Raw genomic sequence first — 20,309 nt, forward strand, 5'->3', positions numbered from 1 at the left:
GATACGGCCTTCGAACATAAGTATATCAAATAATTTGACGAAATTTGTCTAAATGTGAAAAATATTATCACAACAAAAAGGCCTTTCCAGAGAAAGGAAAGGCCGCTTTGTCTTCTATTCAAGTTCCCGTTTCAGCTCGCTTTTGATTTCATGAATCCGCTGCATCTTGTTGCTCCAGCAGTCTTCGCTTAAATCGACCGGATATTCTTCCGGCTTGCTGATCCGTTTGTATTCCTCCCACAGAAGTTTGAGGTTATCCTGCACGTATTGCTGGATGTCGGTAATTTCGGGATTATCATAGCATAAAACGCCGTTTTCAAAGATCGGCTCATGCAGGTCTTTCGCATAGAAATCAGTGACGAATTTGCTGACGAACGTGTGGACGGGATGGAACATTTTTAAACGTTTCTGATCATTTACCCGCTCGTCATAAAGCGCGATATAATCACCTTCCGAGTGGTGATTCAGCTTGTTGATAATCCGGTATACTCTCTTTCTTCCCGGCGTTGTCACTTTTTCAGGGTTTGACGAAATTTTAATGGTGTCGGTCAGTTTGCCGTCCTCTTCAATGGCGACAAGCTTGTAAACCGCGCCGAGGGCCGGCTGATCGTATGCGGTAATCAGCTTCGTGCCGATGCCCCACGTATCGATTTTCGCTCCTTGGGATTTCAGATTTAATATCGTGTGCTCGTCAAGATCGCTTGAAGCAATGACCTTTGCGTCTGTGAAACCCGCTTCATCAAGCATTTCACGCGCTTTTTTTGACAGGTACGCCAAGTCCCCGCTGTCCAAGCGGATGCCGATGAAGTTGATCCGGTCGCCGAATTCCTTTGCGACTTTAATCGCATTCGGCATGCCCGAACGGATCGTATCGTACGTATCTACGAGAAATACGCAGTCTTTGTGGGTCTCCGCATATTTCTTAAATGCCGTATATTCATCGCGGTACGCTTGTACGAGCGCATGAGCGTGCGTGCCGGATACCGGTATATTAAAACGCTTTCCGGCTCTTACATTACTCGTTGCGCTGAAGCCGCCGATCAAAGCCGCTCTCGCTCCCCACATAGCCGCATCCATTTCATGGGCGCGCCGCGTTCCGAATTCGAGGGCGTCTTCGTCACCGACAACGCCTTTAATGCGGGCCGCTTTCGTGGCGATTAATGTTTGGTAATTCACAATGTTAAGCAGAGCCGTCTCAATCAGCTGGGCTTCGATCAGGGGCGCTTCGACCCGCATAATCGGTTCGTTGTTAAAAACGAGCTCGCCTTCTTTCATGCTGTAAAGAGATCCGGTAAAAGAAAGATCCCGTAAATAATCAATGAAATCATCAGCATAGTGCAATTCCGTTTTTAAATAATTCAGATCGCTGTCGGTAAATTTGAAGTTCTCCAAGTATTCGATTGCTTTTTCTAAGCCCGCAAATACCGCATAGCCGTTTTCAAAGGGAAGCTTTCTGAAAAAAAGCTCAAAAATCGCTTTTTTCTCATGAATGCCGTCTCTCCAGTACGTTTCGGCCATATTAATTTGATAAAGATCTGTATGTAAAGACAAACTGTCGTCTTTAAAACCATGCTCCACCAAAATTATTTTCCCCTTCCTTACTCTGCCACTTGCGCTCCGATGCTGTTCTTAAAATGGGACAGGGCCCATTCATGCCCTTCCGGATTAAAGCTGGCCACAGCGTTTTGATGAATGACGATCTGAAAGCCCTTGTTGTAGGCGTCAACCGCCGTGTGAAGAACGCAGATGTCCGTGCACAGGCCCGCAAGATGCAGCTCAGTGATCTGCCGTTCCCGCAGTTTCAGCTCTAAATCCGTTCCCGCAAAAGCAGAATATCTCGTTTTTTCCATATAATTTACGTTTTTTGCGTGTTTATGTTTCTCATAAAGAGGCGATAGCCTTCCGTACAGCTCTTTGCCCTCCGTGCCGTTGATATTATGCGGAGGAAACAGGCGTGTCTCGGGATGAAAATCATCGTCTGCATCATGCGAATCTACCGCAAAGACAACGTAATCACCGTTTTCTATAAATGCTTGCGTCAAACTGACAATCGTATCTTCAATCTGTCTCGCGGGTTCTCCGCAGGTTAATGCCCCGTTCTCTGCTGCAAAATCATTCGTATAATCAATGCATATAAATGCTTTTTTCATAGCCGGCCTCCCCGCCATTCATATGAAAACCATTATATCCTATCTCCACTTGTAAGTGAATTGGCATTGTAAAATGACAAACGGTGTTTTGCCCTTTTAAGATTTCAGGAGTGAGCGCTGAAAAATGTCATCCTGTACGTAAATGCCGTCAAGGTTCACGGCATAATCGGCGGCAAAAACCAGGCCGAGCGGCGTTTCGAATTGAAGATCCGATATGACGGAGCTTCGAACACCGGCAAGTGCGGCAAGCTTCATATATGGTGAATAAGCATGATACGGGAGCCTTCCGTTTATATAGAGTACCGCGTCTTTTCGGCTTTTCAGCGCCTGTTTCACTTCTTCATAAGGCTGCTTTTGCAGCACCTGTCCCTTCGTCAGGGCAATGATGACTCTTTCACGCAGCGAGCCTAAAAATAAATGGCGTTCATCCGGTTTCGTCTGCAGAGGGCCGTACATCCCCTGCTGTAAATAAAGGTCAACCGTTTTGTCGCTCATCGGCCTGTCCCTCCTCAGCTTGTTTTACAATTATCGCCCCGGACGGGACGCGGTAAACCGCTTCGTTACATTTCAGCCACCCAATGGGAGATCTTGCCGGCGAGCTCTCCGGCGGGCTCTTCTTCAATCAGCTTGCTGAACGATTGTAAAAGCCGCTGCGCCAGCGCCTTTTTCTCTTCCTCATAGGAAATGATCGTGCTCCACTCAAGTTCCGGAACGGCTACAAGGGTATGCTGTTCTTTTTTATTTTCATGCAGATATACATCACCGATCATTCCGGACTGCACGGTAATATTCGCTTTTCTGATTTTCATAAAAATTCCCCTTTTATAAAGACTGATTCTATTATACTACAAAAAAGCGACAGCCTCCTAAAAGGAGGCTGTCACGCGTTGAACCAATCAGGTTCGTCAAACACATCGATGTCTTCAAAGCGCGTTTTGCTGAATTTATTAGTGACTTTGATAAAATCTCCGGAATGAAACGCCCCTGCCCCCGCGCCTGAGTGGTCAACGGCTTTGGGAGAAATGGCAAACACGTCACCGAAGCTCGCCGCAGCGTCTCCGGCTAAACTCATAATATAAATCGGTCCCACAATTGCAGGCATACCCACACCTCCGCTTTTCTTTACAGCATTTTATGCGCTGCATCGGGAGTTGTGCCCGTTTTTATTTCGGCTTGCGGCTGTCTTCGAGCTTTGACCGCTGACGAAGTTTGATAAGCCGGACGATATTTAAGACAAAAGCTTTTAAAACCGCGTAAACCGGCACGGCCAGAATCATTGCGAGAATGCCGCCGAAACTGCCCGCTCCGATAAGCAGAAGAATAATGGTGAGCGGGTGGGTATTCAGCCGTTTCCCAATGACAAGCGGAGAAAGCAGGTTCCCGTCAAGCTGCTGGACGACAACGACAACAATAACGGCAAACAGCGCCTTAGCCGGCGAATCCATAAACGCGATAATCACCGCGGGCGCCGCCCCGAGAAACGGCCCCAAGTACGGAATGATATTGGTGACGGCGATCACCATCCCGAGAATTAACGCATACTGCAGGCCGATGATCCAATATCCGATAAAGCATGCCGTTCCGACAAAGAGACAAATCAGCAGCTGGCCTTGGAAATAGGCGGCCAATGTGACATATAAGTCGTTAAATATTTTCCTGCCTTCCGCCCGGTAGGAAGAAGGCAGGATTTTGACTGCCAAGAGCGGAAACCGCCGGCCGTCCTTCAGCATATAAAACAAAATGAACGGAACGGTGATCACGACAAGCGTGATATTCGTAACGACGCCGAACACGGCCGACAGGCTTGCCGTAATATTTTGCGGAAGGCTTTGTAAAAATCCCGTCAGAGACTGCTGGATTTTTTCTATCGACACATAATCCTGCGTCATCATCCACGTAAACCATTTGGAATGGGATAATTGCGCCGTCAAGACTTGAATCTGATGAATGTAATCAGGGAAATTGTTAATCAGCCCCGTGACCTGGGAAGCCACAATCGGTCCGATGGCGGTGAACATAAAGGCAATCAGGCCGATGAAAACGAGATAAATAAGCAGGATCGCCAATGTCCGGGGGATTTTTTTCTCAAGCAGGCGCACGATCGGATTAAAAATGAAAAACAAAATGCCCGAGATCAAAATCGGGAAAAACAGAGTGGTGATAAAACCGAAAAACGGCTGAAAAATAAACGAGACTTTCGTTGATACGTAAATAATGAGCAAAACGAGCAAAATTTGCAGCGTCCAAAAATGGACCTTTGATTTCAACAAGCGGTTTCCTCCTATTGTCATGTGAACTTGTACTGTGATTGTACCAAAAAAAGCCGCCGTGCATCTATGTATCTCAAAAAGAAGACGCACCGGGGTTCTATAGAGCCGCCTCCGGTTTGCGCCTTATTCGGGCTGTTACACGCGTTCGGTATAATCAGGCATGACGGAAACCACATGGCGGTTTCTGATATAAAATATACGGTCATGCGTTTCTTCAATGGCGATGTGATCCGGAGTGGCATCAATCAGCCGTCCTCTGATAATGCGTCTGACGGTTTGAATAATAAACCTTGAGCCGATAAGCTTATGGATGGTCTGATAAACGTAAGGGTCCACTAACGAGACGATTTGCGGGCTTCCTTGATGGGCCATTTTCGCTGATCCCCTTTACTATGTTTTCCTTCAGCATATGCAGCGGACAAAGGCTTTGACACAGTACGTCTATCGGAGCGGAAAAGGTGTTAGTGAGCATGCGGAGTTATGTAAGCGGAAAAGGCCGCATGAGTGGCCTAGACTGAGCTTCTTATGGGATATTGGGCTTGGTCAATTAACTGATCAAGCTTTTGGATTTGTTTGAGCGCGGCTGTGTGATCCATTTGGCGGTAATGGTGATGTCCGCCGGGTTCTTCATCGAGTTCATCCGCTTGTTTCACGATTTGCTGGAGCGTATTCTTGTCCAGTTCGCCTTCAGGCAGATAGGAATCGGTGTGAAGCAGAATCGCCAGCGCAATGTCCTTCGCCGCTTTCGGTTCTTCACCGAGCCGGATGAGCAGCTTATGCGCCCGTTCCGCGCCTTTAATGGCATGGATATCGTTTCTTCTGTACTTTTCATAATCCCATTTGCCGTCTGTGTACCATTCATAATGGCCGACGTCATGCAGTAAAGCCGCTTTCGCCGCAAGATCCGGGCTGACACCTGCTTTTACGGCAAGACGGTATGCATGAAACGCGCAGGCGATCGCATGGGCGACACCGGAACGCTGTAAATACTTTTGTGCGATTGGATGGGTGAAGACATCCATTAACGTTACATTTCTCATGGAAACCCCTCCTTATTTATATTTTTAGAATCCTAACATAAATCGAGAAGAAACTCAATTCATCTGATACATTTCTTATACCCCTTATACGTTGTTTCATTCATCATATGCCGCCGGACTCCGAAGTGATTGTACAAACAAAAAAGAGCAGCGTGAACGCTGCTCTACAAAAATTCTTTGATATCGTATATCCGTCCGTTTTCCGGCTCGCCCGCGATCAGTGAGTGAATGACGCCGGCGATGTATTCAGGACTTCTGAGGTTTTTCGTTTCTTTCAGATTGCGGAACCGTTCGATGTCATGGAAATCTTCTTTTGACGAAGAACGGATGACAGCCTGCATGTCTGTATCCATCACTCCCGGCGAGAATGAGATCATGCGGACCGGCAGCTCTTCATCTTCCTGTTCAAACCCGAATGTTCTCGTAAACATATCAAGCCCCGCTTTTGAGCTGCAATACGCGCTCCAGCCTTTATAAGGATTTTTCGCCGCGCCCGATGTGATGTTGACAATTGTTTTGCTGCCGCTGAACGCTTCGAAACGCTTTGTGAACATTTGGCTGAGCAAAACGGGCGCCGTCAGATTAAGGGTGTAATGACGGTTCAATTCTTCGGCGGAAGCCTCTTTCGCCCGCTTGATCGGTTCCACCATTCCGGCATTGTTGATCAGTGTGACGGCGGAGTACCCCTTCTCCTCTGCTTGATCAAGAATCGCCTTCATCTGCCGCCCGGTATCTGCCAGGTCGGTTAGATCAACACTGTATTCTGTCAGTCCCTCGCGCTTTTCCCCGCTTATCGTTCTTGAAAGCGCGGCGACTTCGGCTCCTTCTTGAAGCGCCTGTTCCGTAAGTGCCCGGCCCAAGCCTTTTGACGCGCCTGTTATAAGAAAAAACTGCATGAAACTCCTCCTTTTTTTCTTATTTTACGGGCTGTCTTCCCGCAAACACAAGCGATCCGTTTACCGCTTTGCCTTTTCCTGCGCCGTGACTTTCGGGATCAGATAGATCATGGCCGCAATCCCGAGGAGTATCAAGACGGCATAAATGACAGGCAGCAGAAAAGAAGTCTTTTTCTCTTCCGTTTCCATATCTGCCGAGGTACGCCTCACCGCCGGCTCGGCAAATGTGATACCCAGTTTTTTCGATTGCGCTTTGATCGTATTCGGCTCCGTGTCTGACGATGTAAACAAATTTGATATCAGTTTGTCATCCGGGTTTTCGGCCGGCTGATCAAAGGTGATATCCTTCTGTTCTTTCGGAAGCGCCGTTTTTTCCTCAGAGTAGGCATCGTCGTGCAGGTAATCCGTACGAATTTCAATGTCTTTCTTTTCATATTCATTCGGCTTGACATCAGTATTTTCCTCATTCGCGGCTGCGGCTTGGGGAAGGAAAAGGAAAAAGGAGAGAGCAAACAGCAGCAATCCTTTTTCCATGAACGTGTTACGCCTCATAAGACTGATCACTTTCCTCCGTTTTTTCCGCAAACAGCCGAATGACGAGCGGAAGCGCCGCCGCAATCAGCGTAATGATCGCAAGAACCGTTACCCCCATCGCAAACAGATGGCCCGTTCCGTATTGAATATCGATATAGACTTTCGAAACCGGACTGTCAAAGGTGAAGTTCGGCATAATCAGGTCGATCAAAGGCGCCACATAAAAGAGAATGAGCGCTGATGATGCGATCCATCCGGTAATCGAGCTGAAGACAAAGGCTGCCCGGATAAAAGCTGAACTCGCCGCAAGCAAGAGAATCGTAAAGACTGACCATTTAATCGTCTGATCGTCCGGAAGCGAGTAGATATTCAGACCGAACAGACTGATCATCAATCCGACCATAATGTTTAAAATCCCAAAGAGCGCGCCTTTGACAAGAAGCGGCGCCTGCTGATAATACGAGCTGAAATAGCCGATCAGAAGACTGCTGATCAGGACGATCACCAAAATGACGACCGGCGGAACATTCTGAACCCGGTCTTCCGGCACCTCACCGCTGATTTTAAGCGGGTTGGCGAGATAATCGTAAACGTAGCCGTTTTCCTGTCCGTCAACGAGCGCGTTCCCTAAAATGCCGTACACGTCATTTCTGATCAATTTCGTGGAATTGACGTTTTTGCCCCAGTTACTGTTCAGGGTGTCCGCTTTTTGCTGGACGTCATTTACGCTTTGCTGCATATTGTCGGTATAGCTGATGATGCCGGACTGGCGTTCTGACAGATGGCCCATCGTGTCAGACATTTGCAGGACTTCGCGGCCGACGGTATCCTGAGCGCCGAGCGCCATCGTTCCGGTTAATCCGTCTCCGCTGAACGCGGCCGCTTCCTGCACGGCGCCTTCAGCCAGCTGATCGGATGCTTTCGCCGCGCTGTCTGAAATGCTGGCGAGCTCATCGAGCACTCCGGCTTGTTCATCTCTGATATACGAGCTGTAGTTATCCGAGAATTCGGTCATGCCTTTAATGAAATTGCTGATGTCTTCATCTGTCTGCATTTTGTTGTTTTTCAGATTTTCCCAGCTTGCCGTTTCTTCCGGTTTGATCGCGAGAACGGTTTGGACTTCGCCTTGCTGGGCTTTCAGCACCCTGTTTTTCACATCAGGCAGCGAGCCCGCGTCAAGAGAGTGATAGAGTGTCGCCTCATACAGGGATAAATCATTATAGTAACTCATTAAATCGGATATTTCTTTTGTATTGATATCAGCGGCAAATATCTGTTCAAGAGCAGATTTGCGGCCGCTATCCAATGACGGGTAGTTCAAAATGTTCTGTTCTGTTCTTACAATCATTCTGTAAATGGTATTGAAGTCTTGTTTTCTCTTTTCTACTGTTTTTTCAAGATCTTCCTGTAATTTCTCCGCCCGTTTTTCAACTTTGGCAATCTGCTTTTTAAGGCCTTGGATTTCTTCATCAAGAGCATCGAGACGTTTTTTCAGTTCTTCATTATGAGTCTGCTGTTTTTCTTCCAGCTCTTTTTCAATTTGCTGAATCCGCTCTGCGGCTTGGTTCAGCCTTTCTTTCGCCTCAGATATGTCTGTGCCGCCGTCCCCTTCAGAATCGTTCGGATCGTCTGCCGGCTCATCAGCAGGCGGAATGACGTTTTTAGCGGCAGTGGCGGTTTGGACGGTTTTTGGCTCCTGATCGCTTGTGTTATCGGAAGCAGGCTGCTCTTCTTTTGTACCGTCTTCCGTTTTTCCGTCTTCTCCGGGATTCGTTCCGTTATTCGGATCGGTATCGCCGGAGTTTTCACCGTCATCGCCTTGGCCCGGTTTTTCAGGGGCCGGATTTTCTTTTTCCGGTTCTTTTAATCCGTCAGAAATGTGATTGATTTCAGCGGAGATGCGCTTTAATTCGTCACGCTGATCGTCAAGGTCAATTTTCAAATCGCCGGGTTTTTCTTCTTCCGGTTTTTCTTCTTCTTTCGGTTCATCCGAGCCGTCATCACCCGGGTCCTTTTCCGGAACGGTTAATGCCTGCCGATCCCTTTTCATAAGGGTTTGGATGCTGTTCAGTGTTTCAAATCTTGCTTGAGCTTTATATTGAGTCAAATAATTGTTCAGTAAATTGGATTGAATATCTGCCATCCCGTGTTCCTGCTCAGGAACCTGCGCTTCTCTCACCTGTTGGGCGGCAAGAAGAGCCGATCCCGTCTGGTCAAGCTGTGTCTGCGCCTGGTTTATGCCTGAAGACAGCCCGCTCATCATCGTGCTGAACTGGTTGGCGGCCTGCTGTGCTTTAATGGCATTCAGTCCTGTTGTGATTTGCTTTTGATTTTGTTCCTGCGCGGCCATCAGCAGTTTTTTCTGATTTTCTTGATATTGTTTATAGCGCTCGACCGTATCGGCAAAGTCTTTGAGCGTGGTTTTGGCTTCATCTGCCGAGGTCAATTTTTCTTTTGCCGCGCCCTGCGCTTCATTCATTGATTTTTTCAGTTCGTCAATCAGATCTTTTTGCCGCTTGATTTCACCTGCCAAGTCATTGGAGCTCGGCTTGTAAAAGTTGTACATGACGTTTTGAAACTCTGATTCTTTATTGACGATCTTGTCAAAATCGCCTCGGACATTGTTCACTTTTTGTGAGACGAAATTCCAATATAATGCTGACATTTTTTTATTCATTGATTTTTGGGCGTCTTCTAGCTCACGCTGCACCTTTTCTTTGTTGACGGCGTTCAGGTTGCTTTGAATATTGAATGTCAGCGTGGCTTTTTGCGGACGCTCCTTGTCATAGCTTAAGATATCTTTTGAAAAATCGGATGGAATGTAAACGACGGCGTCATACTTCTTAGCCGCCAGACCGTTTTCAGCCGCGCTCCTGTTGACAACCGTCCATGAATAATCCGGACGGCCGCCGAGAGCGGCCGCTACTTCTTTGCCGAAATGGACGGATTCCTCTTCCTCATTTTCATCTGTTTGTAAGCCCATGTCTTCATTCACGACTGCGATTTGGCGGGTGGCGTTGATTTTTTGTTTTCCCGGGTCATCACCGATAAACCGGAAAAACAGCACCGGCAGCAGCAGAATGATGACGACCGCGGCTATTAATTTGATCAGGCTTTTTCGTTGTTCAGTCATCTGACGGCCTCCCTTTCCGCTGAACATAAAGGTATTTGGATTTTTTGCTCCTTCCCGTTTTCAACCAAATAGCCGAAGCCCGGCTGAATGTCCGGTTCCTGCCTTTGGTAAGGCAGCGGAATGACATTTTGTTCGGATTTTTTCACAAGCAGCATTGCGTGGCGGATCTGTTTCATTTCCGTCGTTAAGGAATCATAGCCTTTTGAGAATTCGCTGTGATTGCCCGCCGGGATAAAACTGAAGCCCACATGCGCGTACGATTTCATAAACATCGCCAGCTTGTCCTGAATGGCGGTGTCGATCGTCTGCTGGAATCTTGTAATGCCGTCAGCCATTAACACGACCGGAGAGAAACTGAGTTTGTGCACATCGCCATTTTTGACGGCCTGCGCATATTGAGCTTCGCGCTCCGTGAAAATGGCTTCTGCCGTTTCGATCCACTGCCGGACGTCTTCTTTTGTGTCCAGATAGCTGACCTTTGTTTCCTGCGCATACTGCGACAGTCCGCGGTCAATCGAGTCAAACAGCCCGACCCGTTCCGTACCTTCACGCAGCAGGTGATTCAGCATCACTTTCAGGATGTTTGTTTTTCCACGCTGTGTCTGGCCCAAAATAAGACAATGTTTATTTTTGCCCAGATCAAAGTACACAGGGCTGACCTTTTCCTCATGAAGCCCGACAGGAATGCGGAACGGTTCTTGTTCCGGGCCGAGACGGAGTGAAAATTCGCCGGCCGTCAGCCTATCCGGAAGCATCGGAATCGGGTCTGGGCCGGCTGTTCCGGCGTGGCGTTCAGCTAATGCTTTGACATCATCTTTCAGCGCCTGGAACATCTCGAGGTCATTTTCCGCTTCAGCCGGAAGAAACATTTGCGCGAAATACAGTTCTTCTTTTTGGATCATGACGCGGCCCGGGATCGGTTCGAGACTGAACGGCGGACGCCCGTAAATGGAGTATCCTTCTGACTGATCCATTAAATAATGGACGACTTTCGTTTTTATGTTGTTTAACAGCGACTGGCGGACGGCGTTTACCCTCGTTGCGGTCAGCAGGAAGTAAATGCCTAAGCTTTGCCCGTCGCGTGAAATCTGGATAAATTCCGTTTCTAATTCATGCATTTCATCTTTTACGATGTCGAAATTGTCAATTGTGATAAATATAAACGGCAGCTCTTCTTCACTGAGCGAATTGTACATTTTGATATGGCTGACTTCTTTTTCTCTGAACAGCCGTTTCCGCCGCTCGATTTCTTCCTTGATGCGGATCATGAATTTTTCGATCTTTCTCATTTGATCCATTAAGAAATAGTCTGCGGTGTGCGGAAGCTTTGCCAATGGCAAAAGCGTGCCGTTTCCGAAATCAAAGATGTACATATGAAGCTCTTCCGGCGTGTATCCTTCCGCGAAGTTCATCAGGAAGGTGATGGCAGCCACTGACTTGCCGTAGCCGGATGAGCCGAAAATGCCGATGTTGCCGTCATCCATCATCGTATAAGCGAGAGGCGCCTGTCTTTGCTGATCAGGCTCATCCACGCAGGCGATGAAGAAGCGGTCTTTTTCCTGCGCAGGGTAAAGCGTGCGCGGGATACGTTCGGCAAGCGGCGGAAGCCACGGGCTCGGCAGCTTTTCAATGCCCATTTCATTTTGAATCCGCTCGATTTCTTCGACTACGGCTTCTATTTCTGCCGGGGCGTCTTTTTTCGCCGCATCATCCGCATCCACCTCAGACAGCGGAATTAAGCCGGTATCGGTAACGATGGCAATGTCATCCTCGGTGCCGTATACATCTTCCATGTAAGGGGCGCCGCTCCAGGCAGACTGGAACTGCTCATACACTTCGTTATTTCCGACTTGCAAGTAGCCGCGTCCGGTGACCGTAATATTCGCCGCATCACTGTTTTTCAGGATTTCTTTACTGTCACTTGCATCCTGCACTTTCAGCGCGACCTTAAAGCGTGAGTTGCTCCATATTTGGTCGTCAATGATGCCGCCCGGCTTTTGCGTGGCGAGAATTAAATGCACACCAAGGCTCCGTCCGATGCGGGCCGCGCTGACAAGCTCCCTGATAAAGTCAGGCTCTTCGCTTTTCAGCTCGGCGAATTCATCTGAAATCAAAAACAGGTGCGGCATCGGTATATCCGTTTCTCCCTGTTTATACAGCTTTGTATAGTCATTGATGTGATTGACGCGATATTGATCAAACAGCCGCTGCCGTTTTTTCAGCTCGCTCTTAATGGATGCAAGCGCCCTGATACTGAAGTTTCTGCTTCCTTCAATATTCGTGATGGTCCCGAGAAGGTGCGGCATCTTGCGAAACGGCTGGGCCATTCCTCCGCCCTTATAGTCAATCAGCAAAAACGCCGCTTCATGCGGGTGGAAGTGAACGGCCAATGACAGGATGTACGTTTGCAGAAATTCACTTTTCCCGGAGCCGGTCGTTCCCGCCAGCAATCCGTGCGGCCCGTGCGCTTTTTCATGCAGGTTTAAATAGACGATGTCGTCTTTTCCTTTATAGCCGATCGGAACAGCCAGCGATTTTGCAGACTCACTTGTCTCCCACTTCTGCCTGATGCCGATTTCTTTTACTTCCTTCGCATGAAACAGCTCCAGAAATGAGACCGTTTCAGGAATGGAATTCGTCATTCCGACCTGATGGTGCAATGTCCGAAGCGTCCGGGAAAACCGCTCGTTGTTTGTCCGTTCGTGCCTGTCCAGCTTAAACGGGATCTGTACCGCTTTTTTCTGCTGAATGAGAATGTCTCCCTCATCTTCATTAATGTAGCGGACGAGGGTGTGAATGTTTTCCGCCAGGCTTTCCTTCGTTTCCGCAGCGATGATTGCCGAGATGCCGAGATGCTCATGCCGGCCTTCGATATATTCTAAAATGACGTGCTCTGCGATCAGCTGCTGATTTGTGATGACAAAGACAAAATGCGGCTGGAAGATCTTCTTTTCTTTATCTTCTTCCAAATCCCGCTCACGCAGCAGCTCGTAAATGGACGATAACAATTGATCGCGGGTCTGTTCATTGTAAATAAATCCTTTCGCATACATATGAGGCAGCTGAAATTGCGGCAGCCACTTCATCCATTCCCATTCCTTATATTCGTCCTCATGAAAGATAAAGACAAACCGCAGGTCATGGTAGCTGTTGAAGAACGCGAGCTGGCCGATCAGCTGGTGAATTTCATTTTTGACGATCTGGGGTTTCCCGACAAGCCCCATCGGCCCTTCTTGTAAATCAACGGTCACGGGCGCATGGCGGATATCTTTATACACACGCTGCATGTGCTGCGACTGCTCCATCAAGTCATCCACATCACGGTTCGCCAGGTCTCCGCCGCTCATTGAAATCTCGTAGCTTGCCGGGACCGTGCCCGTTCCAAGCCGAAGCATCAGAAAATCCCTGCTTTCCAGCGATTTCTCCCAAATGCGGCCGCTGATTTCAGAAGTTAAATATTTCATTTTTTCAAACGGGGGAAAATGATGCGTCAGCACTTGCAGCTGTTTTTCCGACAGCGTCTGAAGCTCTTTTCGTTTGCTTTCCAAATACTGCTTGTACACACGCTCCCGTTTTTCCTCCCGTTTTTTCCGCTGGTTTTTTTCACGGAAATACTGCACGGTGGACGTAATGAGAGTCATCATAAACATCGCCAAAGAGACAAGGATGAATATGCCCCTCGGCTGTATAATGGCGACAACCCCCATTACAATCAGCATGACCAAAGGAGGCAGAATGACGAGCCACAGCCCCCGGTTATTCTGTTCGCTTTCCTGCGAGGGAAAGCTGAATGAAACGCGGTCTTCTGGAAGATCGTAGACCATGCGCGGCGTTCTTCGGTATTGCGGGTATTTCTTTTTCATTTCGGTGCTTGGTTTTACCGTTTTGGTTAAACCGGTTTGAAGCTTTTCGTGATGAACGACTTCTAAAAGGTCGTCCTCCGTCAGCCTCACACGCAGAAAATTCCACAGCAGCTCATCTCCCGTGCGGAGCCTTTCGGGAGCTTCTGCAAGCTTTCCGTTCACATAAACGTCCTGGCCATCAGGGACAACAGACCAGCATCCTGCCGACTTTCGCAGATAAAAAGCCCCTGTTTGAGCGGAGGACGGCTCTTTGTATATATCCGCTTCCTCTGTTTCTGATGAGAAAACGATCTCATCCTTCCCGCCGATAAAATAGACGGAGGATTCTTCCCGGTCAGGGGTGAGCAGAAGCCGCATCATCTCTTCTTCAATCCGGCAGGGCATTTCATTTCCTATTGTCAATTCGCCGGCACAGTTATTTCCCAGGAAAACATCATAACGATCTGTTTCTTTTCGATAAAGGGTTGCGGCGTTTTGCCGTAACGGAAGTGTGCCGACCGTGATTGTATCTTTCATATCCGGACCGATCGTAATCGGCTGAGACGGCGGGAGTTCAGACAGCTGAATCTTTTGTACGTGCTCTCGGTAAAAGACCCATAACAGACTCATATGGCGAACCTCCTGACAGCCTGATCGTTACCTGCGGCCATTTGATGTGTGCTGTTATTTTTTTTCATCTTTTTTCTCATCTTTCTTGTTGTTCTCTTTGTTATCTTTCGCTTTGTCTTGTTTGCTTTCATCCTGTCCGGCGGAAGCTTCGGCGGTGTCACCGTTTTCCTCCGCTTCTTTATGCTGCTCCTCCGCCTCTTTTTTCGCCTTCGCAAGCTCGCTTTCCACGGCGTCCAGTTCTTTCTGCTTTTCGTCGTCTTTCATACTGTCATCCGCTAATAATTGCTGTTTATATTTTGTAAGTCCGAGCCAGATGTACGGGTTGTACTCAAGATTGCGGCCGATTTTGATGGCTTCTTCATTTTCCCCTCTGCCGATATCAATCCAATAAAGGAAATGCTTCGGGTCTGATTGCAGCGTCACCAGATTCCCGATGTTTTTCCGCTGCTCTTCCCTCAGATTTTCAACTGCCACATAAGAGGAAGCAAGCTCGTACTGGACAGATTCCGGGAGGCTTTCCGCATCGTATTTAGCGAGTGTGTCAATGACTTTGCTGTACTGCTGATTTAAAAAATAGCGGTTGCTTTCCGTAATTGCCTCTTGCTTCGGCTGGGCGAAAAACAGAACGTATAAGGAGTAAAGAAGTGTCGGCACAAGGAGGACGGCAAGCGCCAGACCGGCGTATCTTTGGATTTTCCATTTCTTTTTCGGCAGTTTTATGTATGTCTTGTCCCTTTCTTCGAGGGAATCAATTGCGGTTTGAATGGTTTCTTCCAGTTCTTCAATCGTCTCCGCCTCTAGCACGCTTTTCACCTCAGGAGAGAAGTGAAGCGTCTCCTTGTACTTCAAATATTCATCGAAGGTGTACGCCCCGTCAGCTGCAAGCGCCGCACAGGCTTTGAGCTCTTTTAACACCCTTTCTCTATCTTCCTCATAAGGCGGAAGGCTCTCCTTTACGCCGTAATGAAGAAAGTAAGGCGTCAGCGCTTTATCAAACACGATATTTTCAGGGGCGGCAATCAGATTGAGACGTTTCAGCTTATGCTGTTTCACGGCTTGGACGAGACGGTAGGCAAATTGCCACCTGCTTTTTTTATCTTTTCCTTTTATATAGCGGAAAGCCTGATAAGAAGAAGGAGGTTTGATTGTGATGGTTACTTCGTCTTCTGAAACTGAGACCTCTTTTTGAAAAAAAGGATCAGCATCTTTAATCACGTTTGCTTCCAGCCCGTCAAGAAGCTTGATTTTTTCCCGCTGGAAGGTGAACGTGAAGCCTGATTCGGTTTCTTCCCGGACGGCGTCTAATTCTGTTTCTAAATAAGATCTGTTATGACCTGTCATTCCACCATGTCCTTTCATAAAATTTCAAGGCGGTCTCCGTTCGTAATGCCGCAGTCAGATAGCTTTTGTTCTCCGGAAAAAACCGCTTCTTTATTGACCACTCTGATCCAATAGCCTTCACGCGGCGGAACGGATACATGCTGAGCCTGCCGGGCAATATCAATGACTTTTTTCACAGAATGGTAATCTGACAATCTGAGATCGAAGACGCTGCCGTTATAATGTGTTAAATCTATTGTAATATCGATATACATATTCATATCACCCTTACATAGAAAGAGCGCCGTCTTCTTGATTGAATCAGGCGCTCCGTTTCTTCATTCATCTTATTATCCGCGAATTTGGTTAGCGATATCTTGGTCAGTAGACTCAAGCGTATTTGCCGTTTGATCGAGCTGATGATTCACATCTTGCAGCAATTCAGACATTTTAATAAATGAAGGTTTCAGCTGCTCATATTGATCCGCAAATGCTTCACTTGAAGCACCTTCCCACATGCCTTTCAAATCAGAAATCATGCGGTTCAGGCGGTCAACCTGATTCATGACTTCCTGACTTTCAACGCCATATTGCTTAGCCATCGCTCTTAGCTCTTCGGGTGTGACACGAATTAATCCAGACATATTCCTTATACCCTCCTGTGTCATCAGCCTAAATATGGGCTAATTCACTTATTTTTTGAACGTCATTATTATAAAAACAACCATTCGGTACAGTCAAACAAATCTGTTTTAATTTTACAAAATGAGTCTTATGATATATTGGATTTTTCGGCATATTTACACATTTTGTAAATACAGTAGTATGATTTTCTTATTATTTTCGATTTCATCGAATGATCTTATTGTCCTAGTCCATTTCCCTGCAAAGATGCCTTTCAGTCTGAAAAGCAAGATGGTAAGATCAAGATATGAAGCTATGAAAAAGTAGGGATACAGATGACCAATCCAAAGGATCCATTTAAGTACAGTTTCGACAGGCTTGAAGATGTTGCCGACCATATCAGTGAAGTTCTTCAATGCCCCATTACAATAGAAGACGTTAATCATAAACTGCTTGCATACAGCACGCACAGCGATTGTACAGATCCGGCCCGGACGTCGACGATTATCGGGCGGAGGGTGCCGGAAAAAGTCATCAACAAACTCTGGAAAGACGGAACCATTCCGGCCCTTTTAAAAACGGACCAGCCGATCAAAGTGAAAGAAATTGACGAGGTGGGCCTGAGCAACCGCGTGGCGATTTCCATCTGGAAAAACAGTCAGGTTCTCGGATTTATTTGGGCGCTTGAGATCAAAAAAAAGCTCAATGACGAGGATCTGAAGACACTTCAGCTGGCAGCCAAAGCGGTGCGGAACAAGCTTTTGCACCTGCAGATCCGCAAAACGAAAATCGAAGAGCGGGGCCAGGAGTTTTTTTGGAAAATGCTGACCGGCCATATTTATCAGGAAGCCGAAATGGCCGAAGGGTTTCATAAGCTCGGGATGGCGCTGCCGTCCGTGTTCAGCGTCATGATCATCCGTTTACATGATGAGCTGACTGAAAAGACGGAACAGCAGCTGCAATATTTGCAGGAAACGACACAGCAGATTCATGTCATGCTGGCGACTGTTGATTCAAATGAATTAATCTTATTAGCCGCGCCGAAAACCGATCAGCCTTTTAAAGATTTAAAGCACTTCGCCCTTCATATTCAAAAACAGCTGAAGGAACGATATAAAATTGAGGATGCGTCGATTGCGGTCGGCGGTATTTACGAATCGATTTCTTATGTTTACCGCTCCTATCAGGAAGCGCTTTCCGTATTAAAAGCGAAAGAGCGGTTTGTGAGAGAAACCAAACACCTTTTCAGCTTTTCGGAACTCGGCATTTATCAGTACCTGGATGTGTTGGATGAAAAACGCAAGCACAGCGGCTATATGAACTATTCTCTCTCAAAGCTTGAGCAGTATGACAGGGAGCACCAAGCCGATATGGTAAAAACGCTCGAACATTTTATTGATGCCGACAGCAACGTCAACACCGCCGCTAAAGCGCTTAACATCCATGTCAATACATTGAATTACAGGCTGAAAAGAATCAGCCAGATCGCAGAAATCGACTTAAAAAATGTGAATGAAAAGTTTACGATTTACCTTGATATCAAACTTCGCAGCATGGGTTCGTGAAATTTCACAAATCCGTGTTTTTTTATTTTCTGTTTCAAACAAAGAATTTTCGCAAAAATCGCGCTACACTTGAAGCATCACACAAACATTGGGGGAAACAGACATGATTATCGGGGTTCCAAAGGAAATCAAAAACAATGAAAATCGAGTGGCATTAACACCTGGAGGCGTTTCACAGCTTATCGGAAACGGCCATCGGGTTCTTGTGGAATCCGGAGCGGGACTCGGAAGCGGCTTTACAAATGAAGATTACGTATCAGCAGGGGCGGAAATTCTGGAGGACAGAAAGCAAGTATGGGATGCGGAAATGGTCATGAAGGTAAAAGAACCGCTGGCTGAAGAATATGCGTATTTCCGTCAAGGTCTGGTCTTATTCACTTACCTTCATTTAGCTGCAGAGCCGGAATTAGCTAAAGCGCTTACAGAAAAAGGCGTGACAGCTATCGCGTACGAAACGGTAACGGACGGACGTTCCCTTCCGCTGCTTACGCCGATGTCCGAAGTGGCCGGCAGAATGGCCGCTCAAATCGGGGCTCAGTTTCTTGAAAAACCAAAGGGCGGAAAAGGAATTTTATTAGCCGGCGTACCGGGTGTATCCCGCGGAAAAGTCACGATCATCGGAGGGGGCGGCGTCGGAACAAATGCCGCGAAAATGGCTGTCGGACTCGGTGCCGATGTGACAATGATCGATTTGAACGCAGACCGACTGCGTCAGCTTGATGATATTTTCGGGCATCAGATTAAAACATTGATGTCAAACCCTGTAAATATTGCAGATTCCGTCGCGGAAGCGGATCTTCTGATCTGCGCCGTGCTCATCCCGGGAGCCAAAGCGCCGACTCTCGTTACGGAAGAAATGGTTAAACAAATGAAACCGGGTTCCGTCATTGTTGATGTTGCCATCGATCAGGGCGGCATTGTGGAAACCGTTGATCATATTACAACCCACGATAATCCGACTTACGAAAAACACGGCGTCGTTCACTACGCTGTCGCCAATATGCCGGGCGCCGTACCGCGTACGTCTACGCTCGCATTAACGAATGTAACCGTTCCTTACGCGCTTCAAATCGCCAATAAAGGCGCGGCACAAGCCATTGCAGACAGCCCTGCGCTTAAAGCGGGCTTAAATACGGCTAACGGACATGTCACGTATGAAGCGGTAGCCAAAGACTTAGGTTATGACTACGTGCCTGCTGAAAAAGCAATGCAAGGTTCGGCTGCAAAAGCTTAATAGATATTGAAGAGGACAGCCTGATCAGCGGGCTGTCCTTTTTTCTTTCTCATAAAAGGAAAAACGGCCCCCTGTCTCGAATATCAATTCATATCCCGGAAGAAAAAGGAGGATTCATATGGCTGTTCAGCACTATGGTGTATTAAAAGGCACTGTGTCAGATATGAAAAGGGAAACAGATGATGATTCTCCGCATTTTCAAGTCGAGGTGCTAGGCGAGCCTGATACGCGCTATCGCTGTGCGATCAATGTCATGTCAAATTCAAAAGAATCAGAGGTTCTGTATGCGGCACGCGATCATTTTGACGCAAGCGCGATCACCCTGCTGCCCAACATTCCGTATGGATATACCCCAATTGATGAAACCAGCCGTGAGCTGGCGCTGGATTATGTCCGCGGCGGATTGTTTGATCCCCGGAACATGGTGCCCCTCCCGCATGAAGTCACCGGTCCGGATAATGACTTAAATGACTTTATTGAGACGTACATGCAAAAAGCCAAATCAGAAAAAGCCACCGTCTATATTTACGGCTCTAAATTCGGGCCGGAGCCGGGCGCTGATAAGATTTTCGGGTTCAAGCCGACAAACGGCATGCATAATATTCATATGAATCAGGGAAACCCAATTGATACACGCTGGAAGAAGGATAACGGAACGTGGCACGACGGCGGTATTTTAATCCAGTTTGCAGACCAGTGGGCCGCGGTCTTTTTGGCTTTTCTGTCTCAGTCATGGTGCACGAATGAAGAAGGCCACCCTTATACATTTTGTGATCATACACAGCTTAACGGCTGATGTCCGCATAAAAAGCCTGCCGAAATAACGGCAGGCTTTTCTTATTACATTTTAGCGGCTTCGGCCTGTTTCAGGCTTTCCGGCCTCATATCACGCCAGTTTGTTTCAATATATTCGAGACAAACGGGGCGGGTTTCATTCGTCAGGCGGGTTTCCCAGCCGTCCGGCACATCCAGATAGGCCGGCCACAGTGAGTACTGGCCTTCAGCATTGACGAGCACATGGTATGAGCCGTCTTCCCGTTCAAATGGATTTGTCATATCATCTCTTTCCTT

19 protein-coding genes are annotated in these 20,309 nt (G+C 47.5%); 3 read left to right on the forward strand and 16 right to left on the reverse strand.

Annotated elements, in window-relative coordinates; translation table 11 throughout:
* Positions 1 to 114: 114 nt before the first annotated feature.
* From J6600_RS14765 to J6600_RS14835, 15 genes are all read right to left on the reverse strand, one after another.
* Positions 115 to 1,581 (reverse strand): nicotinate phosphoribosyltransferase, encoded by a 1,467-nt coding sequence (locus J6600_RS14765; protein WP_014418767.1) that lies wholly within the window; start codon positions 1,579 to 1,581, stop codon positions 115 to 117.
* A 17-nt stretch (positions 1,582 to 1,598) separates the two neighbouring features.
* Positions 1,599 to 2,150, reverse strand: a complete 552-nt coding sequence (locus tag J6600_RS14770) for a cysteine hydrolase family protein (protein ID WP_003152033.1) — start codon at positions 2,148 to 2,150, stop codon at positions 1,599 to 1,601.
* 96 nt (positions 2,151 to 2,246) lie between these two features.
* Entirely contained in the window at positions 2,247 to 2,645 is a 399-nt protein-coding gene (locus J6600_RS14775; RefSeq protein WP_003152031.1) for a YueI family protein, read from the reverse strand.
* 65 nt (positions 2,646 to 2,710) lie between these two features.
* Positions 2,711 to 2,959 (reverse strand): YueH family protein, encoded by a 249-nt coding sequence (locus J6600_RS14780; RefSeq protein ID WP_003152028.1) that lies wholly within the window; start codon positions 2,957 to 2,959, stop codon positions 2,711 to 2,713.
* A 71-nt stretch (positions 2,960 to 3,030) separates the two neighbouring features.
* Positions 3,031 to 3,252 (reverse strand): spore germination protein, encoded by a 222-nt coding sequence (locus J6600_RS14785; protein WP_014418768.1) that lies wholly within the window; start codon positions 3,250 to 3,252, stop codon positions 3,031 to 3,033.
* A gap of 61 nt (positions 3,253 to 3,313) precedes the next feature.
* Positions 3,314 to 4,420 (reverse strand): AI-2E family transporter, encoded by a 1,107-nt coding sequence (locus J6600_RS14790; protein ID WP_014418769.1) that lies wholly within the window; start codon positions 4,418 to 4,420, stop codon positions 3,314 to 3,316.
* A gap of 135 nt (positions 4,421 to 4,555) precedes the next feature.
* Positions 4,556 to 4,792: a DUF2642 domain-containing protein gene (locus J6600_RS14795; RefSeq protein ID WP_179156118.1), complete on the reverse strand. Its 237-nt coding sequence runs from the start codon at positions 4,790 to 4,792 to the stop codon at positions 4,556 to 4,558.
* 137 nt (positions 4,793 to 4,929) lie between these two features.
* Positions 4,930 to 5,460, reverse strand: coding sequence for an HD domain-containing protein (locus tag J6600_RS14800; protein ID WP_007613450.1), 531 nt, complete (start codon positions 5,458 to 5,460; stop codon positions 4,930 to 4,932).
* A gap of 164 nt (positions 5,461 to 5,624) precedes the next feature.
* Positions 5,625 to 6,356, reverse strand: a complete 732-nt coding sequence (locus J6600_RS14805) for a (S)-benzoin forming benzil reductase (protein ID WP_007408685.1) — start codon at positions 6,354 to 6,356, stop codon at positions 5,625 to 5,627.
* Between the two features lie 60 nt (positions 6,357 to 6,416).
* A complete protein-coding gene (essA, locus tag J6600_RS14810; protein WP_021495371.1) occupies positions 6,417 to 6,890 on the reverse strand; it encodes a type VII secretion protein EssA in 474 nt (157 codons plus the stop codon).
* Positions 6,891 to 6,897: 7 nt separating this feature from the next.
* Positions 6,898 to 10,023, reverse strand: a complete 3,126-nt coding sequence (esaA, locus tag J6600_RS14815; protein ID WP_209387548.1) for a type VII secretion protein EsaA — start codon at positions 10,021 to 10,023, stop codon at positions 6,898 to 6,900.
* Entirely contained in the window at positions 10,020 to 14,495 is a 4,476-nt protein-coding gene (gene essC / locus J6600_RS14820; RefSeq protein ID WP_209387549.1) for a type VII secretion protein EssC, read from the reverse strand. The genes esaA and essC overlap by 4 nt, the downstream gene beginning before the upstream one ends.
* A 54-nt stretch (positions 14,496 to 14,549) precedes the next feature.
* Positions 14,550 to 15,836 (reverse strand): type VII secretion protein EssB, encoded by a 1,287-nt coding sequence (gene essB, locus J6600_RS14825; protein WP_209387550.1) that lies wholly within the window; start codon positions 15,834 to 15,836, stop codon positions 14,550 to 14,552.
* Positions 15,837 to 15,850: 14 nt separating this feature from the next.
* The gene (gene yukD, locus J6600_RS14830; protein WP_007408690.1) at positions 15,851 to 16,090 is read right to left on the reverse strand and encodes an ESX secretion system protein YukD; all 240 of its coding nucleotides are present in this window, start codon (positions 16,088 to 16,090) and stop codon (positions 15,851 to 15,853) included.
* 75 nt (positions 16,091 to 16,165) lie between these two features.
* Positions 16,166 to 16,459 carry a WXG100 family type VII secretion target gene (locus J6600_RS14835; RefSeq protein ID WP_003152013.1) on the reverse strand — a complete coding sequence of 98 codons (294 nt, stop codon included), beginning with the start codon at positions 16,457 to 16,459 and terminating at the stop codon, positions 16,166 to 16,168.
* 315 nt (positions 16,460 to 16,774) lie between these two features.
* On the opposite strand from J6600_RS14835, the gene J6600_RS14840 reads away from it, so the two are divergent.
* The 3 genes from J6600_RS14840 to J6600_RS14850 all read left to right on the forward strand — a co-directional run bounded on the left by J6600_RS14840 (position 16,775) and on the right by J6600_RS14850 (position 20,034).
* On the forward strand, positions 16,775 to 18,004 hold the full coding sequence (locus tag J6600_RS14840; protein WP_014418775.1) for a sporulation transcriptional activator AdeR: 1,230 nt from the start codon (positions 16,775 to 16,777) through the stop codon (positions 18,002 to 18,004).
* A 103-nt stretch (positions 18,005 to 18,107) separates the two neighbouring features.
* The gene (ald, locus tag J6600_RS14845; protein WP_003152011.1) at positions 18,108 to 19,238 is read left to right on the forward strand and encodes an alanine dehydrogenase; all 1,131 of its coding nucleotides are present in this window, start codon (positions 18,108 to 18,110) and stop codon (positions 19,236 to 19,238) included.
* Positions 19,239 to 19,356: 118 nt separating this feature from the next.
* Positions 19,357 to 20,034, forward strand: coding sequence for a YukJ family protein (locus J6600_RS14850; RefSeq protein ID WP_095273335.1), 678 nt, complete (start codon positions 19,357 to 19,359; stop codon positions 20,032 to 20,034).
* Positions 20,035 to 20,078: 44 nt separating this feature from the next.
* On the opposite strand, the gene J6600_RS14855 is transcribed toward J6600_RS14850, so the two are convergent.
* Complete coding sequence (locus J6600_RS14855) at positions 20,079 to 20,294, reverse strand: MbtH family protein (RefSeq protein ID WP_007408694.1); 216 nt, start codon at positions 20,292 to 20,294, stop codon at positions 20,079 to 20,081.
* Between the last annotated feature and the right edge of the window lie 15 nt (positions 20,295 to 20,309).

Source organism: Bacillus sp. LJBV19, assembly GCF_017797845.1.
Taxonomy (GTDB): Bacteria; Bacillota; Bacilli; order Bacillales; family Bacillaceae; genus Bacillus; species Bacillus velezensis.